We start from the raw sequence: 14327 nt of genomic DNA, 5'->3' as shown, positions 1-14327 counted from the left end.
CGTCGCCGTGGCCCGTCGCCGTGGCCCGTCGCGAACGCTCCGTTCGGGACGGTGAACGTCCCGGACGGAGCGTTCGCGTCAGAGGGACCGTGGCAGATCCCCGGAGTGCTCGGCCGCCGGAACCGAGGGACGCCCTTGTCGTAACCAGGCCGCGCCGAAGGACGCCAGTGCACGGGGAACTCGCGTGATCGGAGACGGAACTCGCGTGATCGAGGGCGGAACTCGCGTGATGGGATGGAGAACTCGCGTGCTTGGGCGGTCGGAGCAGTGCGGGTGACGAAAGCATAGGCCGGTCGGAGGGCGCGGGGCGCGGCTACGCGCGTGAGGATTTCTCCTGTTGTGTCCCTGTGACGCTGGGAGGATCCATGTCCGTCACCGAACACGTTCCGTCGCATCCTCGCGCGGCAGGCTTCGCCGGTGGGCCCTATCCGGTGCGGCGGGCGCGGATCGTCGTCCCGGCCCTGCTGGCGGGGCTCGTCCTGACGATGCTGTGGTCGGCGCCGTTCGTCGACAAGGTGATCGGGGACAACGTCGCCAACACGCTGCTGGGGCACGACGCGAAGGCGACGCCGATCGGCGGAGTGCTGGCCGGGACGCTCTTCGCGTTCGTTTCCGGGCTGGCCGGTTCGTTCACCGCGTGCAACATCGCCGCGTTCGGCGCCGTCGCACCGCTGGTGGGCGGCCAGGCGGACAGCGGGAAACGCCGATTCCGCGCCACGCTGAAACCGCTGGGCTGGATCGCCGCCGGGATGCTCACCGTGTCGGTGGTCTACGGCGTCGTCGTCGCGCTGGTAGGCACCCGGATGCCGCAGTTCTCCACCACGCAGACCGGCGGCCTGTCCGGCCGGAGCCTCCAGTCGATGATCGTGTTCGGGGTGATCGGGCTCGTGTTCATCGTGCTCGGCCTCGCCTCGCTCGGTGTCGTCGGCAACCCGCTCGGCGCGCTCGGCCGCCGTTTCCCCGCGGCGCCGCTGGTCCTCATGGGCGCGCTGATCGGCGGATTCCTGATCGGACGGCCGTATCCGTTGTTCCGGATCATGTTCCGCGACGCCGCCGAAAGCCACAACGTGCTCTACGGCGCCGCCGCGTTCGCGCTGCAGTCGATGGGCAACATCGTGCTCATGGCGGTCCTGTTCCTGCTGCTCACCCACGCCACCCGCGGCCGCGTACAGCGCTGGCTGACCGCGAAACCCGCCCGCGTCGCGACGGTCACCGGTGCGGCGCTGCTCGTCGCGGGCACGTTCACGCTGCTCTACTGGGATCTGCGCATGCTCGGGCGGCTCGGGGTGATCTGGTTCCCGTCGATGAGCTGGTAGCGGTCCACAAAGGACTCAGGAGGAGCCGAGCCAGCGGTAGTCGGGCGCCGGGTCGAGCACCACGGCGTCCGCCACCGCGGTCAGCGTCTCCCGGGACTGCCTGCCGGACACGGTCAGCCACCGTCCGGACGGGAGCCGGACGGCGACCAGCGCGTCGTCCCGTTCCCGCTGGGGCACGTAGCGCCCCTCGGTGCCCCGCACCGGCACCGGCGTGCTGCCGCCGAGCCCGGGGGAGCCGGGGCCGACGCCGACCCGCAGCACGGCCCCGGCCGGTCCGGCGGCGGTGAGTTCCGTGCTGCCCGTCGCCGGTGCGGTGCCCTGGACCACAGTGGCCTGTTCACGCAGCCCGGCGGGCAGCGGCCCGAGGCGGGCCTCGCCGCGGACGAGCACGGACCTGCCGCCGCTCACCGAGTCCGCGAACCGCTGCGCGACCCGGCGCGCCTCGGGAACACCGGCGATCTTCGCGGTCAGCACGTGGTGGTCGTCGGCCATCCAGGTCAGCAGCGCGGCGGCCCCGGTGTCGCCGGTGACCATGCCGACGCGGCCGTGCACGATGACCTGGTCGCGCAGCGCCGCGATGCGCAGCGCCGTTTGCGACCACTCCGGATCGTCGGTCGAGTACGCGGAGAGCACGATCTCGCTGGGCCCCGCGGCCCACCGGCGCACCTGCGGGACGATGCCGGGCCCCGCGGCGCGGTACTGCTCGGCGAACCCGTCCGGCAGCCAGCCGGGGGCGTACTGGAGCAGTGGTTTGTCCGAAGTGGACACGGCGGACGCGGGGGTCGCCGCCTGCTCCCCGGAGCCGATCATGGACTTCGTGGCCAGCGGGATCCCGGCGACGATGGCGACCGCCGCGGCGATCGCCCCGGCGAGTGCCAGGCGCGACCGGCGCCGCGGCCGTTCCTGGGCGGCTCTGGCCAGCGCGTTGCGGACCTCGTTGCTGTCCGGCGCGCGGGCGGCCAGGTGATCGAGGCTCTCCCGCAGCAGGGTTTCGATCTCGTGCTCGCTGAGCTCGCGGGGCGGGGTCATTCGCTGGCTCCGGTGGTGAGTGCGGCGGGGCGCGGGGAAACGGACGCGCGGAGCGTGGCCAGTGCGCGGGAGATCTGGCTGCGCACGGTCGAAGCACGGCAGCGCAGCACCTTCGCGATCTCGGCGTCGGAGTAGTTCTCGTAGTACCGCAGGACGAGCGCGGCCCGCTGTTTGCGGGGCAGTTCGGCCAGCCGCGCCAGCATCTCGTCCCGCTCGTCGTAGGCGTCGGTGTGGTCCGAGACCGGCGGGCTGATCGCGTCGAGCACCTCGGGCGAGGACGGGACGCTCCGGCGCACCGCCCGGCGCCGCCACGACAGGTATTCGTTGGTGACCATGCGCCGCACGTACGTCGGCGGCGAGTCGATCGTGGACCAGCGCTGCTGGGCACGCAGCAGCACCTCCTGCACGATGTCCTGCGCGAGGTCCGGATCGTCGGTCAGCACGGTCGCGTAGCGCAGGAGCCCGTCCAGGCGGTCCGCGACGAACTCGTCGAAGCTCGCGGGCACGGTTTTCCTCTCCGCCATGGGGTGTCCGACCTACAGACGCGCGAGCACCCCGTTCTGATGCCTCCCGCCCGCGATTCGTCCGGCCGCCGATGACTACGCTGGCGGGTATGTCTGTGGCGGTGAGGGTCATCCCGTGTCTCGACGTCGACGCGGGACGCGTGGTGAAGGGCGTCAACTTCGCCGGCCTCCGCGACGCCGGCGACCCGGTCGAACTGGCCCGTCGCTACGACGAGGAAGGGGCCGACGAACTCACGTTTCTCGACGTCACGGCGTCCTCGGGGGATCGCGAGACCACCTTCGACGTGGTCCGCCGCACCGCCGAGCAGGTGTTCATCCCGCTCACCGTCGGCGGCGGGGTGCGGACCAACGACGACGTCAACCGGCTGCTGCGGACCGGCGCCGACAAAGTGAGCATCAACACAGCCGCGATCGCGCGCCCGGAGATGCTCCGCGAAGCCTCGCGGCGGTTCGGCGCGCAGTGCATCGTGCTGTCGGTGGACGCGCGGCGCGTGCCCGAGGGCGGCGAGCCGACCGCGTCCGGCTTCGAGGTCACCACGCACGGTGGCCGCCGCGGCACCGGCATCGACGCCGTCGAGTGGGCCGCGCGCGGCGAGGAACTCGGCGTCGGGGAGATCCTGCTCAACTCGATGGACGCCGACGGCACCAAGAACGGCTTCGATCTCGAACTCGTCGAGCTGGTGCGCAAGGCGGTCCGGGTGCCGGTGATCGCCAGCGGCGGCGCCGGCGCGGTCGAGCACTTCCTGCCCGCCGTGCGGGCCGGGGCGGACGCCGTGCTCGCCGCCAGCGTGTTCCACTTCGGACAGTTGAAGATCGGCGAGGTCAAGGACGCGCTGCGGACCGGCGGGGTCGTGGTCCGGTGATCCCGAAGTCCTGGAAGGCGCCGGTCGAGGTCAAGGTCGCCGCCGCGCTGCTGCTCGGGCTCGCGCTGGCCTATGGCGCCGAGGTGCTCGTCCTCATGTTCGCTCCGAGCTCGTCGCTGCGCAGTTTCCTGCTCCCGGTCACCGGGCTGATCCTCGGCGGTGTCGTCGTGACCGGTCTCGCGCTGAAGATGCCGACGGCCCGCTACGGCGGGTTCGCCGTCGTCGTGATCTTCGCGCTGGTGCACGCACTTGTCCTGCTCGCCGCCGAACTCGTCTGGATCAAGCTCGTCTCCGGGGTGCTCTTCGCCGGGTACGTCTATGCCGGGGTCCTGCTGAACTCGATGCCCTTGCGGCGGTATTTGCTCGGAGCGGACGCGTGAGTCTCGATCCCGCGTTGTCCGCGCGCCTGAAACGCAACGCCGACGGCCTGATCGCCGCGGTCGTCGTCGAGCACTCGACGTCCGACGTGCTGATGATGGCGTGGATGAACGACGAGGCGCTGGAAGCCACGCTGACCACGCGCCGCGGCACCTACTGGTCGCGCAGCCGCAAGGAACTGTGGGTCAAGGGCGAGACCTCGGGGCACGTCCAGCACGTGCGCGAGGTGCGGATCGACTGCGACGGCGACACCGTCCTGCTCCGTGTCGACCAGACCGGCCCGGCCTGCCACACCGGCACTCGCACCTGCTTCGACACCGACGACCGCCTGCTGCTCGCCGACGACTGACACGCGCGAACGCGGCGTCCGGTTGCCTCACCGCCCCGTGCTCTTCGTTACGCCTTTTTGTTGGTGATCAAGGAAAACACGGCCGTACGCTGGGGCGATGGGGCTGGGGTTCGATGGGGGTACCCGGAGACGGGACGACGGTCACGGCGGGGTGGCGTACGCGGTCGCCTGCGGTGCGGCGTCGCTGGTGTTCGTCGTGTCCGCCACCGTGACGGTGTCGGCGCTCATCGTCGGCGACCGGCCGGGGAAACAGGATTGGTTTCCGCTCGCGATCGTGATGACCCTCTTTTCGCTGTTCTGCGCGGTCATCGCCGGTGTCCTGGTCTGGCGGTCCGGTGGGGGAGGTGAGCTCGCGGCCGCGGCGACCGGCTCCGTGGTGCGGATCCCGCCACCTGCCGCTGATCCCCCTGGCGTGTTCGACCCCGGCGCGGAGCTTCGGCGGCTGCGGATGGTGACCTGGCGCGCGGCGGGTTTCGTGGTGCTCTCGTGCGCGATCCTGCTCGCGGCGCTGTGGTGCTTGGCCGCGCTCGCGCGGGCGCCCTCGCGGCTGCTGGAGACCGGGCAGCGGGTGCCGGGAAGCGTGCTGGAGGTCGAGAAGTCTCGCAGAACCGGCGTCGTGGCGATCCAGGTGCGGTATCCCGTCGGGGACACCACGCGTGTCGCCAGGATCGCCACGCAGCGCGGTCGCTCGTACTCGGCGGGCCAGCCGGTCACCGTGATCTACGACCGAGGGGACCCCGGGCACGTCCGCACTCCCGGCGAACCCAACGAAGAGTGGGTCGTGATCGGTCTCTGCACGGCCGCCGGGCTGGTCGCGTTGCTGAGTGTCCCGGCTTCGCTGGCGGCCGCAACCGGCTGGTGGCGCAGGTACCGGGCGGTGCGGCGGACGGGCTGGCGGGCCGCCGCGGTGGCGGTCCGGCCGGGCCCGCCCCTGCTGACCTGGCTGGCACCCGATCTCCACGTGCGGTTCCGCGACGGCGGCGGCATGGTACTGGGGGCGGCTGTCTCGACGCGCCAGATCTCCCGGGTGGACCGTGACCTCCGCCGGGACGGGCGGGTCTGGGTCGGCGGGACCGGGCGGCACGTGGTCGTCATGGTGCGGCGCAGTGCGCTCCCAGGGCTGTACGTGCTCCCCGTGCGCGTACGGCGCGAAGAGCCGCGACGGCCGGGTGGCTAGAGGCCGAGGTCGCCGGTGAGGTAGCGCTGGACATTCGGGGCCACCGCGGTGACCAGCGTGTCGATCTCCGCCGACGCGAGCGGCTCGAACTTCGCGATGTAGCGGATCATGCCCATCCCGACCATCTGGGACGCGGCGAGCGCGGTGCGCAGTTCGACCCGGTCCGAGCCGGCCGAGGCGATCAGCTTCGTGAAGAACTTCTGGAAGAAGTCACGCAGCACGTGGCCCGCCTGCTCGTGCCCGGCGACGCTGCGGATCAGCGCCTGGAAGGTGTCACCGCCCGCCCCGTCCCAGCGGGTGAGGAAGGTGCGGACGATGCGCTCGCCGAGTTCGCCGTCCGGTCCGTCGCGGAGGCGTTCGAGCAGTTCGTGCGGGGAGAAGGGCAGTTTGAGCACGGCGTCGGCGAACAGGCCTTCCTTGCTGCCGAACCAGTGGTTGACCATGGCCGCGTCGACCCCGGCGCGGGTGGCGATGGCACGCACGGTCGAACCGTCGTAGCCGTTCTCGGCGAACACCGCGCGCGCCGCCTCGATCAGTGCGGTGCGCGTGTCCTGTCCGGCGGGCCTGCGGCCACGCCGCCGCGCGGTAGTGTCCGTGCTGACTGTGCTGTCCTCGGTGCTCACCCCTCCATCATGACCGGAGCGGGCACCGAATTCAACGTTCGCTGAATTACTCCCCGCCGCAGGCGCCGCGGACACGGTGCAGCACAATGAACCGCATGGTCGCCGCACAAGCCGGGCTCGGCTCGGTCAGCCTCAGCCGCACGCAGTTCCGGGACCTTGCCCAGGACCGCAGGGTCATCCCCGTCGTCCGCCGGGTGCTCGCGGACGGCGAGACCCCGCTCGGGGTGTATCGCAAGCTCGCCGCCGACCGGCCGGGCACCTTCCTGTTCGAATCCGCGGAGAACGGCGCGTCCTGGACCCGCTGGTCGTTCATCGGCGTCCGCAGCCCGGCCGCGCTGACCGTGCGTGACGGTGAAGCCGTCTGGACCGGCACCCCGCCGGTCGGCCTGCCCAGCGAGGGCGACCCGCTGACCGTGCTGCGCGAGACCGTCGAGGCGCTGCACACCGAGCCGCTGCCCGGCCTGCCGCCGCTGACCGGCGGCATGGTCGGTTACATCGGCTACGACGCGGTGCGCTGGCTGGAGAAGCTGCCCGAGCTGGCCGAGCGCGACATCGACATCCCCGAGCTGACCATGCTGCTGGCCACCGACCTCGCGGCGTTCGACCACCACGAGGGCACGGTCACGCTGATCGCGAACGCGGTCAACTGGGACAACTCGCCGGAGCGCGTCGACGCCGCGTACGACGACGCGCTGGCGCGGCTGTCGGCCATGACCGAACAGCTGCGCGTGCCGGCGCCGCCGACCGTGGCCACCTTCGACCGGCCCGCGCCGGAATTCGTCCGCCGCCGCTCCAAGGAGGACTTCCACGCCGCGGTGGACAAGGCCGTCGAGGCGATCAAGGCGGGCGAAGCGTTCCAGATCGTGCCGTCGCAACGGTTCGAGATCGAGACCGGCGCCGACGCGCTGGACGTCTACCGCGTGCTGCGGACGTCCAACCCCAGCCCGTACATGTACCTGCTGCGCCTGGAGGGCTTCGACATCGTCGGTTCCAGCCCGGAGTCGCTGGTGACCGTGCGCGACGGCCGTGCGACCACGCACCCGATCGCGGGCACACGCTGGCGCGGCGCCGATCCCGAAGAGGACGCCCAGCTGGCCAAGGACCTGCTCGCCGACGAGAAGGAACGCGCCGAGCACCTGATGCTCGTCGACCTCGGCCGCAACGACCTCGGCAAGGTCTGCAAGCCCGGCACCGTGCGGGTGGTCGACTTCTTCCAGATCGAGCGCTACAGCCACGTCATGCACATCGTGTCCACGGTCACCGGCGAGCTGGCCGAGGGCAAGACCGCCTTCGACGCCGTCACCGCCTGCTTCCCGGCGGGAACGTTGTCCGGGGCGCCGAAGGTGCGGGCGATGGAACTGATCGAGGAGCTGGAGCCGACCCGTCGCGCGCTGTACGGCGGTGTCGTCGGCTATCTCGACTTCGCGGGCGACGCGGACACCGCGATCGCCATCCGCACCGCGCTGATGCGGGACGGCGTCGCGTACGTGCAGGCCGGGGGCGGGGTGGTCGCCGATTCGGTGCCCGACTACGAGGACACCGAATCGCTCAACAAGGCCCGCACGGTGCTCTCGGCGGTCGCCGCGGCGCAGACGATGGTGCCCGCGGGCGAGCTGGACCCGGCCGAGGACTCCGCCCGTGTCTGAGTCATCCCCGCCCCCCTGCCCTTCGGGCCCACCCCCCGTGTCATCCCCGCCCCCCTGCCCATCGGGCCCACCCCCCGAGTCTCTCCCGCCCTCCGCTCCCTCACGTCGTCCACTGTGGACGATCGTGGTGGCGCTCCTGCTGGGCGCCTTGGCGTTGTGGGGCGCGTCACGGCTGGTCTGGTTCGCCGAGTTCCGTGACGGCGGCGTGCGCGGCACCGTCCTGTACACCGAAAAAGGCGATCAGCGCGCCGTCTCGCTGGTGCCGCTGGCGATCCTCGCGCTGGCCGGGGTCGCGGGTGTGGTGGCCACCGGCGGCTGGGCCCGGCGTGTGCTCGGCGTGCTGCTGGTGCTGGCGGGCGCCGCCGGGGTGTGGGCCGCGGTCGACGGCGTCCGGTTCGGCGGGTACGCCGACGGGCTCCCGGTGTCCCAGATGCTGATCGGCAGGGGACTGGCCGCGCTCGGCGGAATTCTCGTCGCCGTCGGCGGGTTGGCAGCCATCAAGGGCGCGGGAAGCGCTGCCCGGCTCGGCGCCCGGTACTCGGCTCCCGGCGCCAAGCGGAAGGCGCCCGATCCGGACACGGAGCTGTGGGAGGCGCTTTCGGAGGGTGAGGACCCCACCGCGAACAGGTGATCTTCATGGTGTGGCATTCGGAGCAACGCGCGTACCCGGGATAAGTCGGCCGATGTGCGGGGGTTAGCATCTTTTCGGCGGGAAGGGGAAGGTTTTTGTGAGCGACCTTGCGAATACACCGGTGAGTGCGGTAGTGGCCGGGGGTGGCCAGTGAGCGTGCTCGAGGACATTGTCGCCGGAGTGCGGGAGGACCTCGCCCAGCGCGAGGCCGCGCTGCCGTTCGACGAACTGAAGGCCCGTGCGGCGCAGGCCCCGGCGCCACGGGACGTGCTGGGCGCACTGCGTGAGTCCGGCATCGGCGTCATCGCCGAGGTGAAGCGGCGCAGCCCCTCCAAGGGCGCGCTCGCGGACATTCCCGACCCCGCGTCGCTGGCCAAGGACTACGAGGACGGCGGCGCGCGGGTGATCAGCGTGCTCACCGAGCAGCGCCGGTTCGGCGGCTCGCTCGCCGACCTCGACGCGGTGCGAGCCGCGGTCGACATTCCCGTGCTGCGCAAGGACTTCATCGTCAGCCCGTACCAGGTGCACGAGGCCAGGCTGCACGGCGCGGACATGGTGCTGCTGATCGTGGCCGCGCTGGAGCAGAACGCGTTGCTGGCGCTGCTCGACCGCGTCGAATCCCTCGGGATGACGGCGCTGGTGGAGATCCACAACGCCGAGGAGGCCGACCGCGCGCTGGAGGCGGGCGCCAAGGTCATCGGCGTCAACGCGCGCAATCTGCACACCCTCGAGGTCGACCGGGACGTGTTCTCCCGGCTCGCGCCCGGCCTGCCGATGGACGTGTACAAGATCGCCGAATCCGGGGTCCGCGGCCCGGGTGACCTGATGTCCTACGCCGGGCACGGCGCGGACGCCGTCCTCGTCGGCGAGGGCCTGGTCGCCTCCGGTGATCCGAAGGGTTCGCTGGTCAAGCTGGTCACCGCCGGTTCGCACCCCGCCTGCCCGAGGCCCTCCCGGTGACCGACGAGCAGCACGGGAAGCACGATCCGGACGAGCGCGGGTACTACGGCCCGTACGGCGGCCGCTTCATGCCGGAGGCGCTCATCGGCGTCGTCGACGAGGTGGCCGCCGAGTACGACAAGGCCAGGAACGACCCGGAGTTCGTCGACGAGTTCAAGCGCCTGCTCAAGGACTACGCGGGCCGCCCGTCGCTGCTCACCGAGGCCAAGCGCTTCGCCGAGCACGCCGGGGGCGCGCGGATCTTTCTCAAGCGCGAGGACCTGAACCACACCGGGTCCCACAAGATCAACAACGTGCTCGGCCAGGCGCTGCTCACCAAGCGGATGGGCAAGAAGCGGGTCATCGCCGAGACCGGGGCCGGGCAGCACGGGGTGGCCACCGCCACCGCCTGCGCGCTGCTCGACCTGGACTGCGTGGTCTACATGGGCGAGGTCGACACCGAGCGGCAGGCGCTGAACGTGGCGCGGATGAAGCTGCTCGGCGCCGAGGTCGTCGCGGTGAAGACCGGTTCACGCACGCTGAAGGACGCGATCAACGAGGCCCTCCGCGACTGGGTCACCAACGCCGACACCACGCACTACCTGTTCGGCACCGCCGCGGGCCCCGCCCCGTTCCCGACGATGGTCCGGAACTTCCACCACGTCATCGGCCAGGAAGCCCGGGTGCAGATCCTCGAGCAGGCCGGACGGCTGCCCGACGTCGTCGCCGCGTGCGTCGGCGGCGGGTCCAACGCCATCGGGATCTTCTCCGGGTTCTACGACGACCCCGATGTGCGGCTGGTGGGGCTGGAGCCCGGCGGCGAGGGCGTCGAGACAGGGCGGCACGGCGCGACCCTGACCAAGGGCAGCCCGGGCAACCTGCACGGCGCGATGTCGTACCTGCTGCAGGACGAGGACGGCCAGACCATCGAGTCGCACTCGATCTCGGCGGGCCTGGACTACCCGGGCGTCGGTCCCGAGCACGCGTGGCTGAAGGACAGCGGCCGTGCCGAATACCGGCCGGTCACCGACGCGGAGGCGATGGACGCGTTCCGGCTGCTGTCGCGGACCGAGGGAATCATCCCGGCGATCGAGTCGGCGCACGCGCTGGCCGGTGCGATCGAGCTGGGCAGGGAACTGGGCCCGGACGGGCTGATCGTGGTCAACCTCTCCGGTCGTGGTGACAAGGACATGGACACCGCGGCCAAGTACTTCGGGCTGGTGGGACAGTGAGCGGGCTGGACGAGCTTTTCGCGCGGACGCGGTCGGAGAACCGTGCGGCGCTGGTCGGCTACCTGCCCGCCGGGTTCCCGACGGTCGACGGCTCGAAGGACCTGCTCGCCGCGACCATCGACGGCGGCGCGGACCTCGTCGAGGTCGGCGTCCCGTACACGGACCCGGTGATGGACGGTCCGACGATCCAGGCCGCGGCCGAGACGGCGTTGTCCGGCGGATTCCGGCTCAAGCACCTCTTCGACGTCGTCGAGGCGGTGTCCTCGCGTGGTGGCAAGGCCGTCGTGATGACGTACTGGAACCCCGTGCACCGCTACGGTGTCGACGCCTTCGCGCGGGATCTCGCGGCCGCGGGCGGGCTGGGCATGATCACCCCGGACCTCATCCCCGACGAGGCTGGCGAGTGGATGGCCGCCTCGCAGGCACACGGCCTGGACCGGATCTTCCTGGTCGCGCCGTCGTCTTCGGAGGAGCGCATCGCGAAGACCGTCGCCGCGGCGTCCGGCTTCGTCTACGCCACCGCGGTGATGGGCGTGACCGGTGCCCGTGCCCAGGTCGGCGCCCACGCCGAGGACCTCGTCCGCCGCACCCGCGCGCACACGGAGCTGTCGATCGGCGTCGGTCTCGGCGTCCGCTCCGGCGAGCAGGCCGCGCAGGTGGCCGGGTTCGCCGACGCGGTGATCGTCGGCTCCGCGCTGGTCACGGCCGCGTCTTCGGGCGCGGAAAGCGTGCGCGCGTTGTCGGCCGAGCTGGCCGAAGGCGTCCGGAAGGCACCCGGCTCCGCCTGAGCCTCCGAAACTGTCGGTGCCCATCGGCATACTCCCCGTGTGGTTGTTTCCAGAGGGGGAGAGGACCGAAATGTCACACACGACGACGACGGTTACGGCGAATACGGGCGGAGGTGAACTACCATGGCAGTCTCCATGCACAGGGGGCGCGAAATGGTCGGCCTGGACAACAGCTGGACGCTTGACGACGTACTCGCGCTGCCCGAGGACCAGACGACGGGCCAGCGTGTCGAGCTGGTCGACGGGGCCTTGCTCGTGAGCCCTTGGCCCCGCGTCGGGCACCAGCGGATGCTCTCGACGCTGCAGCGTCAGCTCCACCCGGTCGTGCCCTCGGTGCTGGAAATGCTTCCCGGGGTGAACATCGTCCTCGGCCACCGGGGTGATCGGCTGGTCGCGCCGGATCTGGTGATCAGCAGGGACCCCGGTTTCGACGGCGTTTACCTGACCGAGGACCAGGTGTTCCTGGTGTGCGAGATCGAGTCACGGTCGACGAAGCTCAAGGACCGGACGCTCAAACGCGCGTTGTACGCCGAGGGGCGGATTCCGTACTACCTGCTGGTCGATCCGGCCGAGGAACCGGCGGCGGCCACGATGTTCGCGTTGTCCGGTGAGGACTACGAGCCGATCGCGAAGAGCGAGGGCGGGCGGCTGGAGCTGACGAGGCCCTTCACGGCGAGTATCGATCTGGCCTGATCCGGCGTTTGTACGAAAGGTGTACGCCGCGCGCGCAGCCTGTGCGGCATGACCTTCGACCTCTCCCGGCGCACTGTTCTCCGCGGCGCCGCCGGGTTCACCGTCGCGAGTGCCGCGGGGTTGCTGCTGCCCGGGATGGCGGGCGCCGCTGTGGCCCCGCGTGTCTACAGCTGCGCGGAGTGGGGCGCGCGCCCGCCCTCCGACCCGCTCGTCACCCTCGCCCATCGCGCGAACCGCATCCTGATCCATCACATCGACAGTCCCAACAGCACCGACTACTCGCTGGCGCACGCATTCCAGGTCGCCAGGGACGACCAGCAGGACCACATGGACAACAACCACTGGTCCGACACCGGCCAGCACTTCACCGTCAGCCGCGGCGGGTACCGGCTGGAGGGGCGGCACGGCAGTCTCGACGCGTTGCGGGCGGGTGACCGGATGATCCGCGCCGCGCACTGTCCCGGGCAGAACGACAACGCGATCGGGATCGAGAACGAGGGCACCTACATGACCGTCGAACCCCCTGCGGCGCAATGGAAATCGCTGGTCGTGTTCTGCGCGTACATCTGCCGCCAGTACGGCATCGGTGTGGCGGAGATCAAGGGCCACCGCGACTTCTACAACACCGACTGCCCCGGTGACCGGCTCTACGCCAAACTCCCGCAACTGCGCAAGGAAGTCGCCGCCGCCCTCGCCGCGTGAGCAGAAGGGGGACTTCAGCTCAGTGGGTCCAGCGCAGCGCGGCGGTGAGTTCCGCCGCGCCCGCTCCGGAGAACTCGGCGATCTCGGCGCGGCGGATGTCCATCAACGTCGTCGCCAGTTCGTCACCGAAGTCGGCACGCAGCGACTTGTCCGCCTCGAACGCCGCGACGGCCTCGGCCAAGGACGAGGGCAGCCGGGTGATCCCGCGAACGGCACGTTCGTCGTCGGTGAGGGAAGCAGGGTCGACGTCCAGCGGCTCGGGGAGGCGGGCGTCCTCGGCGATTCCGGCCAGCCCGGCGAAGAGCAGCGCGGCGACCACCAGGTACGGGTTCGCGGTGAGGTCGAAGCATTTCACTTCGAGATTCGCCGCGGTGTCGCGCTGCCCGGCGGCGCCGCGGATCATGCGCAGCGGCGCCTCCCGGTTCTCCAGGCCCCAGGCCCGGAACGCCCCGGTCCACAGCTGCGGGGCGAGCCGCAGATAGCTGAGCACGGACGGTGCCCCGATCGCCAGCAGCGCGGGCAGCCGGTCGAGGATGCCCGCGCCGAACGCCTCGGCGACGGGGGTCAGCCCGAACGCGCGGTCACCACCGGCGCACAGGTTGCGTTCGCCGTCCCAGATGCTCAAATGCACGTGACCGCCGTTGCCGACGTCGTCCGGCGAGAACTTCGGCGAGAACGACGCGCGCAGGCCGAACCGGGCGCTGACCGCGCGGATCGTTTCGCGGACGAGCACCGCGGTGTCCGCCGCCCGCACCGGATCCGCCGCGGCCACCGACAGCTCGAACTGGCCGGGCGCGTACTCCGGATGGATCTGTTCCACCGCGACACCCTGTTCGTCCAAAATGGACGCCAGGGTACGGAGATACTCACCCTGCTGGGAAATCCGGGTGAAACCGTACGCCGGTCCGCTGGTGGCCGACCGCGGATCGTCCGGTGTGGACTCGGCGGTGACGATCCATTCCAGCTCGAAACTCATCAGCGCGGAATAGCCGTGTCCGGCCAGCCGCGCCGTGGCCGTGGCGGCGAGCGCCCTGGCGTCCTGCGGATGCGGGACGCCGTCCTGGTCGTACTTCAGCACCGGCGCCCACGCCCAGCCGGGACGGCACGAGAGCACGGTGAGCGCGTCGAGGTCGGGGTGCAGCCGGAGGTCGCCGACCGGCCCCCGCGAGTAGGCGCCGGAGGTGATCAGATCCGTGCACAGGAAGAAATCGAAGGAGTTCGACGCGCCGACACCCCAGGCCGCGGCCGACGCCAGTTTCGCCACCGGGACGGCTTTCGCCCGCAGGACACCGCTGTTGTCCACGAACGTCAGCGCGACCAGGTCCGCTCCCGCGCGCCGCAACCGGTCGGCGACGGCCTCCCCGCGCTCCGAAAGTGCTGCCCGATCGAGCTGGCTCATCCTGCCCCCACCGTGTACGACTTGGAGATCTTCACGAA

16 protein-coding genes are annotated in these 14327 nt (G+C 71.1%); 12 read left to right on the top strand and 4 right to left on the bottom strand.

The window, feature by feature from the left end; translation table 11 throughout:
• Positions 1-365: 365 nt before the first annotated feature.
• Positions 366-1316 (top strand): hypothetical protein, encoded by a 951-nt coding sequence (locus ACFW0G_RS42585; protein ID WP_378331250.1) that lies wholly within the window; start codon positions 366-368, stop codon positions 1314-1316.
• A 15-nt stretch (positions 1317-1331) separates the two neighbouring features.
• Here the strand turns inward: ACFW0G_RS42585 and ACFW0G_RS42580 are convergent, their stop codons facing one another.
• Together ACFW0G_RS42580 and ACFW0G_RS42575 are read right to left on the bottom strand one after the other, a co-directional pair.
• Complete coding sequence (locus ACFW0G_RS42580) at positions 1332-2345, bottom strand: hypothetical protein (RefSeq protein ID WP_378331249.1); 1014 nt, start codon at positions 2343-2345, stop codon at positions 1332-1334.
• On the bottom strand, positions 2342-2869 hold the full coding sequence (locus ACFW0G_RS42575; protein WP_378331248.1) for an RNA polymerase sigma factor: 528 nt from the start codon (positions 2867-2869) through the stop codon (positions 2342-2344). The genes ACFW0G_RS42580 and ACFW0G_RS42575 overlap by 4 nt, the downstream gene beginning before the upstream one ends.
• Before the next feature lie 89 nt (positions 2870-2958).
• On the opposite strand from ACFW0G_RS42575, the gene hisF reads away from it, so the two are divergent.
• From hisF to ACFW0G_RS42555, 4 genes are all read left to right on the top strand, one after another.
• Positions 2959-3732 carry an imidazole glycerol phosphate synthase subunit HisF gene (gene hisF / locus ACFW0G_RS42570; protein ID WP_378331247.1) on the top strand — a complete coding sequence of 258 codons (774 nt, stop codon included), beginning with the start codon at positions 2959-2961 and terminating at the stop codon, positions 3730-3732.
• Positions 3729-4112, top strand: a complete 384-nt coding sequence (locus ACFW0G_RS42565; protein ID WP_378331246.1) for a hypothetical protein — start codon at positions 3729-3731, stop codon at positions 4110-4112. Before hisF ends, ACFW0G_RS42565 begins: the two co-directional genes overlap by 4 nt.
• Positions 4109-4459, top strand: coding sequence for a phosphoribosyl-AMP cyclohydrolase (gene hisI, locus ACFW0G_RS42560; protein WP_378331245.1), 351 nt, complete (start codon positions 4109-4111; stop codon positions 4457-4459). The genes ACFW0G_RS42565 and hisI overlap by 4 nt, the downstream gene beginning before the upstream one ends.
• A gap of 97 nt (positions 4460-4556) precedes the next feature.
• A complete protein-coding gene (locus ACFW0G_RS42555; protein WP_378331244.1) occupies positions 4557-5636 on the top strand; it encodes a DUF3592 domain-containing protein in 1080 nt (359 codons plus the stop codon).
• On the opposite strand, the gene ACFW0G_RS42550 is transcribed toward ACFW0G_RS42555, so the two are convergent.
• Positions 5633-6259 carry a TetR family transcriptional regulator gene (locus ACFW0G_RS42550; protein ID WP_378331243.1) on the bottom strand — a complete coding sequence of 209 codons (627 nt, stop codon included), beginning with the start codon at positions 6257-6259 and terminating at the stop codon, positions 5633-5635. The two genes, ACFW0G_RS42555 and ACFW0G_RS42550, sit on opposite strands and share 4 nt — an antisense overlap.
• Positions 6260-6354: 95 nt before the next feature.
• Here ACFW0G_RS42550 and ACFW0G_RS42545 point away from each other — a divergent pair, with 95 nt between their 5' ends.
• The 7 genes from ACFW0G_RS42545 to ACFW0G_RS42515 all read left to right on the top strand — a co-directional run bounded on the left by ACFW0G_RS42545 (position 6355) and on the right by ACFW0G_RS42515 (position 12890).
• A complete protein-coding gene (locus ACFW0G_RS42545; RefSeq protein WP_378331242.1) occupies positions 6355-7905 on the top strand; it encodes an anthranilate synthase component I in 1551 nt (516 codons plus the stop codon).
• A gap of 124 nt (positions 7906-8029) precedes the next feature.
• On the top strand, positions 8030-8536 hold the full coding sequence (locus ACFW0G_RS42540; RefSeq protein WP_378331241.1) for a Trp biosynthesis-associated membrane protein: 507 nt from the start codon (positions 8030-8032) through the stop codon (positions 8534-8536).
• A 150-nt stretch (positions 8537-8686) separates the two neighbouring features.
• Entirely contained in the window at positions 8687-9496 is an 810-nt protein-coding gene (gene trpC / locus ACFW0G_RS42535; protein ID WP_378331240.1) for an indole-3-glycerol phosphate synthase TrpC, read from the top strand.
• Positions 9475-10707 (top strand): tryptophan synthase subunit beta, encoded by a 1233-nt coding sequence (gene trpB, locus ACFW0G_RS42530; protein WP_378331251.1) that lies wholly within the window; start codon positions 9475-9477, stop codon positions 10705-10707. The genes trpC and trpB overlap by 22 nt, the downstream gene beginning before the upstream one ends.
• The gene (gene trpA / locus ACFW0G_RS42525; protein ID WP_378331239.1) at positions 10704-11495 is read left to right on the top strand and encodes a tryptophan synthase subunit alpha; all 792 of its coding nucleotides are present in this window, start codon (positions 10704-10706) and stop codon (positions 11493-11495) included. Before trpB ends, trpA begins: the two co-directional genes overlap by 4 nt.
• 123 nt (positions 11496-11618) lie before the next feature.
• Positions 11619-12188 carry a Uma2 family endonuclease gene (locus tag ACFW0G_RS42520; RefSeq protein WP_378331238.1) on the top strand — a complete coding sequence of 190 codons (570 nt, stop codon included), beginning with the start codon at positions 11619-11621 and terminating at the stop codon, positions 12186-12188.
• Between the two features lie 48 nt (positions 12189-12236).
• Entirely contained in the window at positions 12237-12890 is a 654-nt protein-coding gene (locus ACFW0G_RS42515; protein WP_378331237.1) for an N-acetylmuramoyl-L-alanine amidase, read from the top strand.
• A 19-nt stretch (positions 12891-12909) separates the two neighbouring features.
• Here ACFW0G_RS42515 and ACFW0G_RS42510 read toward each other — a convergent pair whose 3' ends face one another.
• Entirely contained in the window at positions 12910-14289 is a 1380-nt protein-coding gene (locus tag ACFW0G_RS42510; protein WP_378331236.1) for a glutamine synthetase, read from the bottom strand.
• Between the last annotated feature and the right edge of the window lie 38 nt (positions 14290-14327).

This window comes from Amycolatopsis sp. NPDC058986 (assembly GCF_042741125.1).
Taxonomy (GTDB): domain Bacteria; phylum Actinomycetota; class Actinomycetes; order Mycobacteriales; family Pseudonocardiaceae; genus Amycolatopsis.
This window is presented reverse-complemented; position numbering and strand designations above follow the sequence as displayed.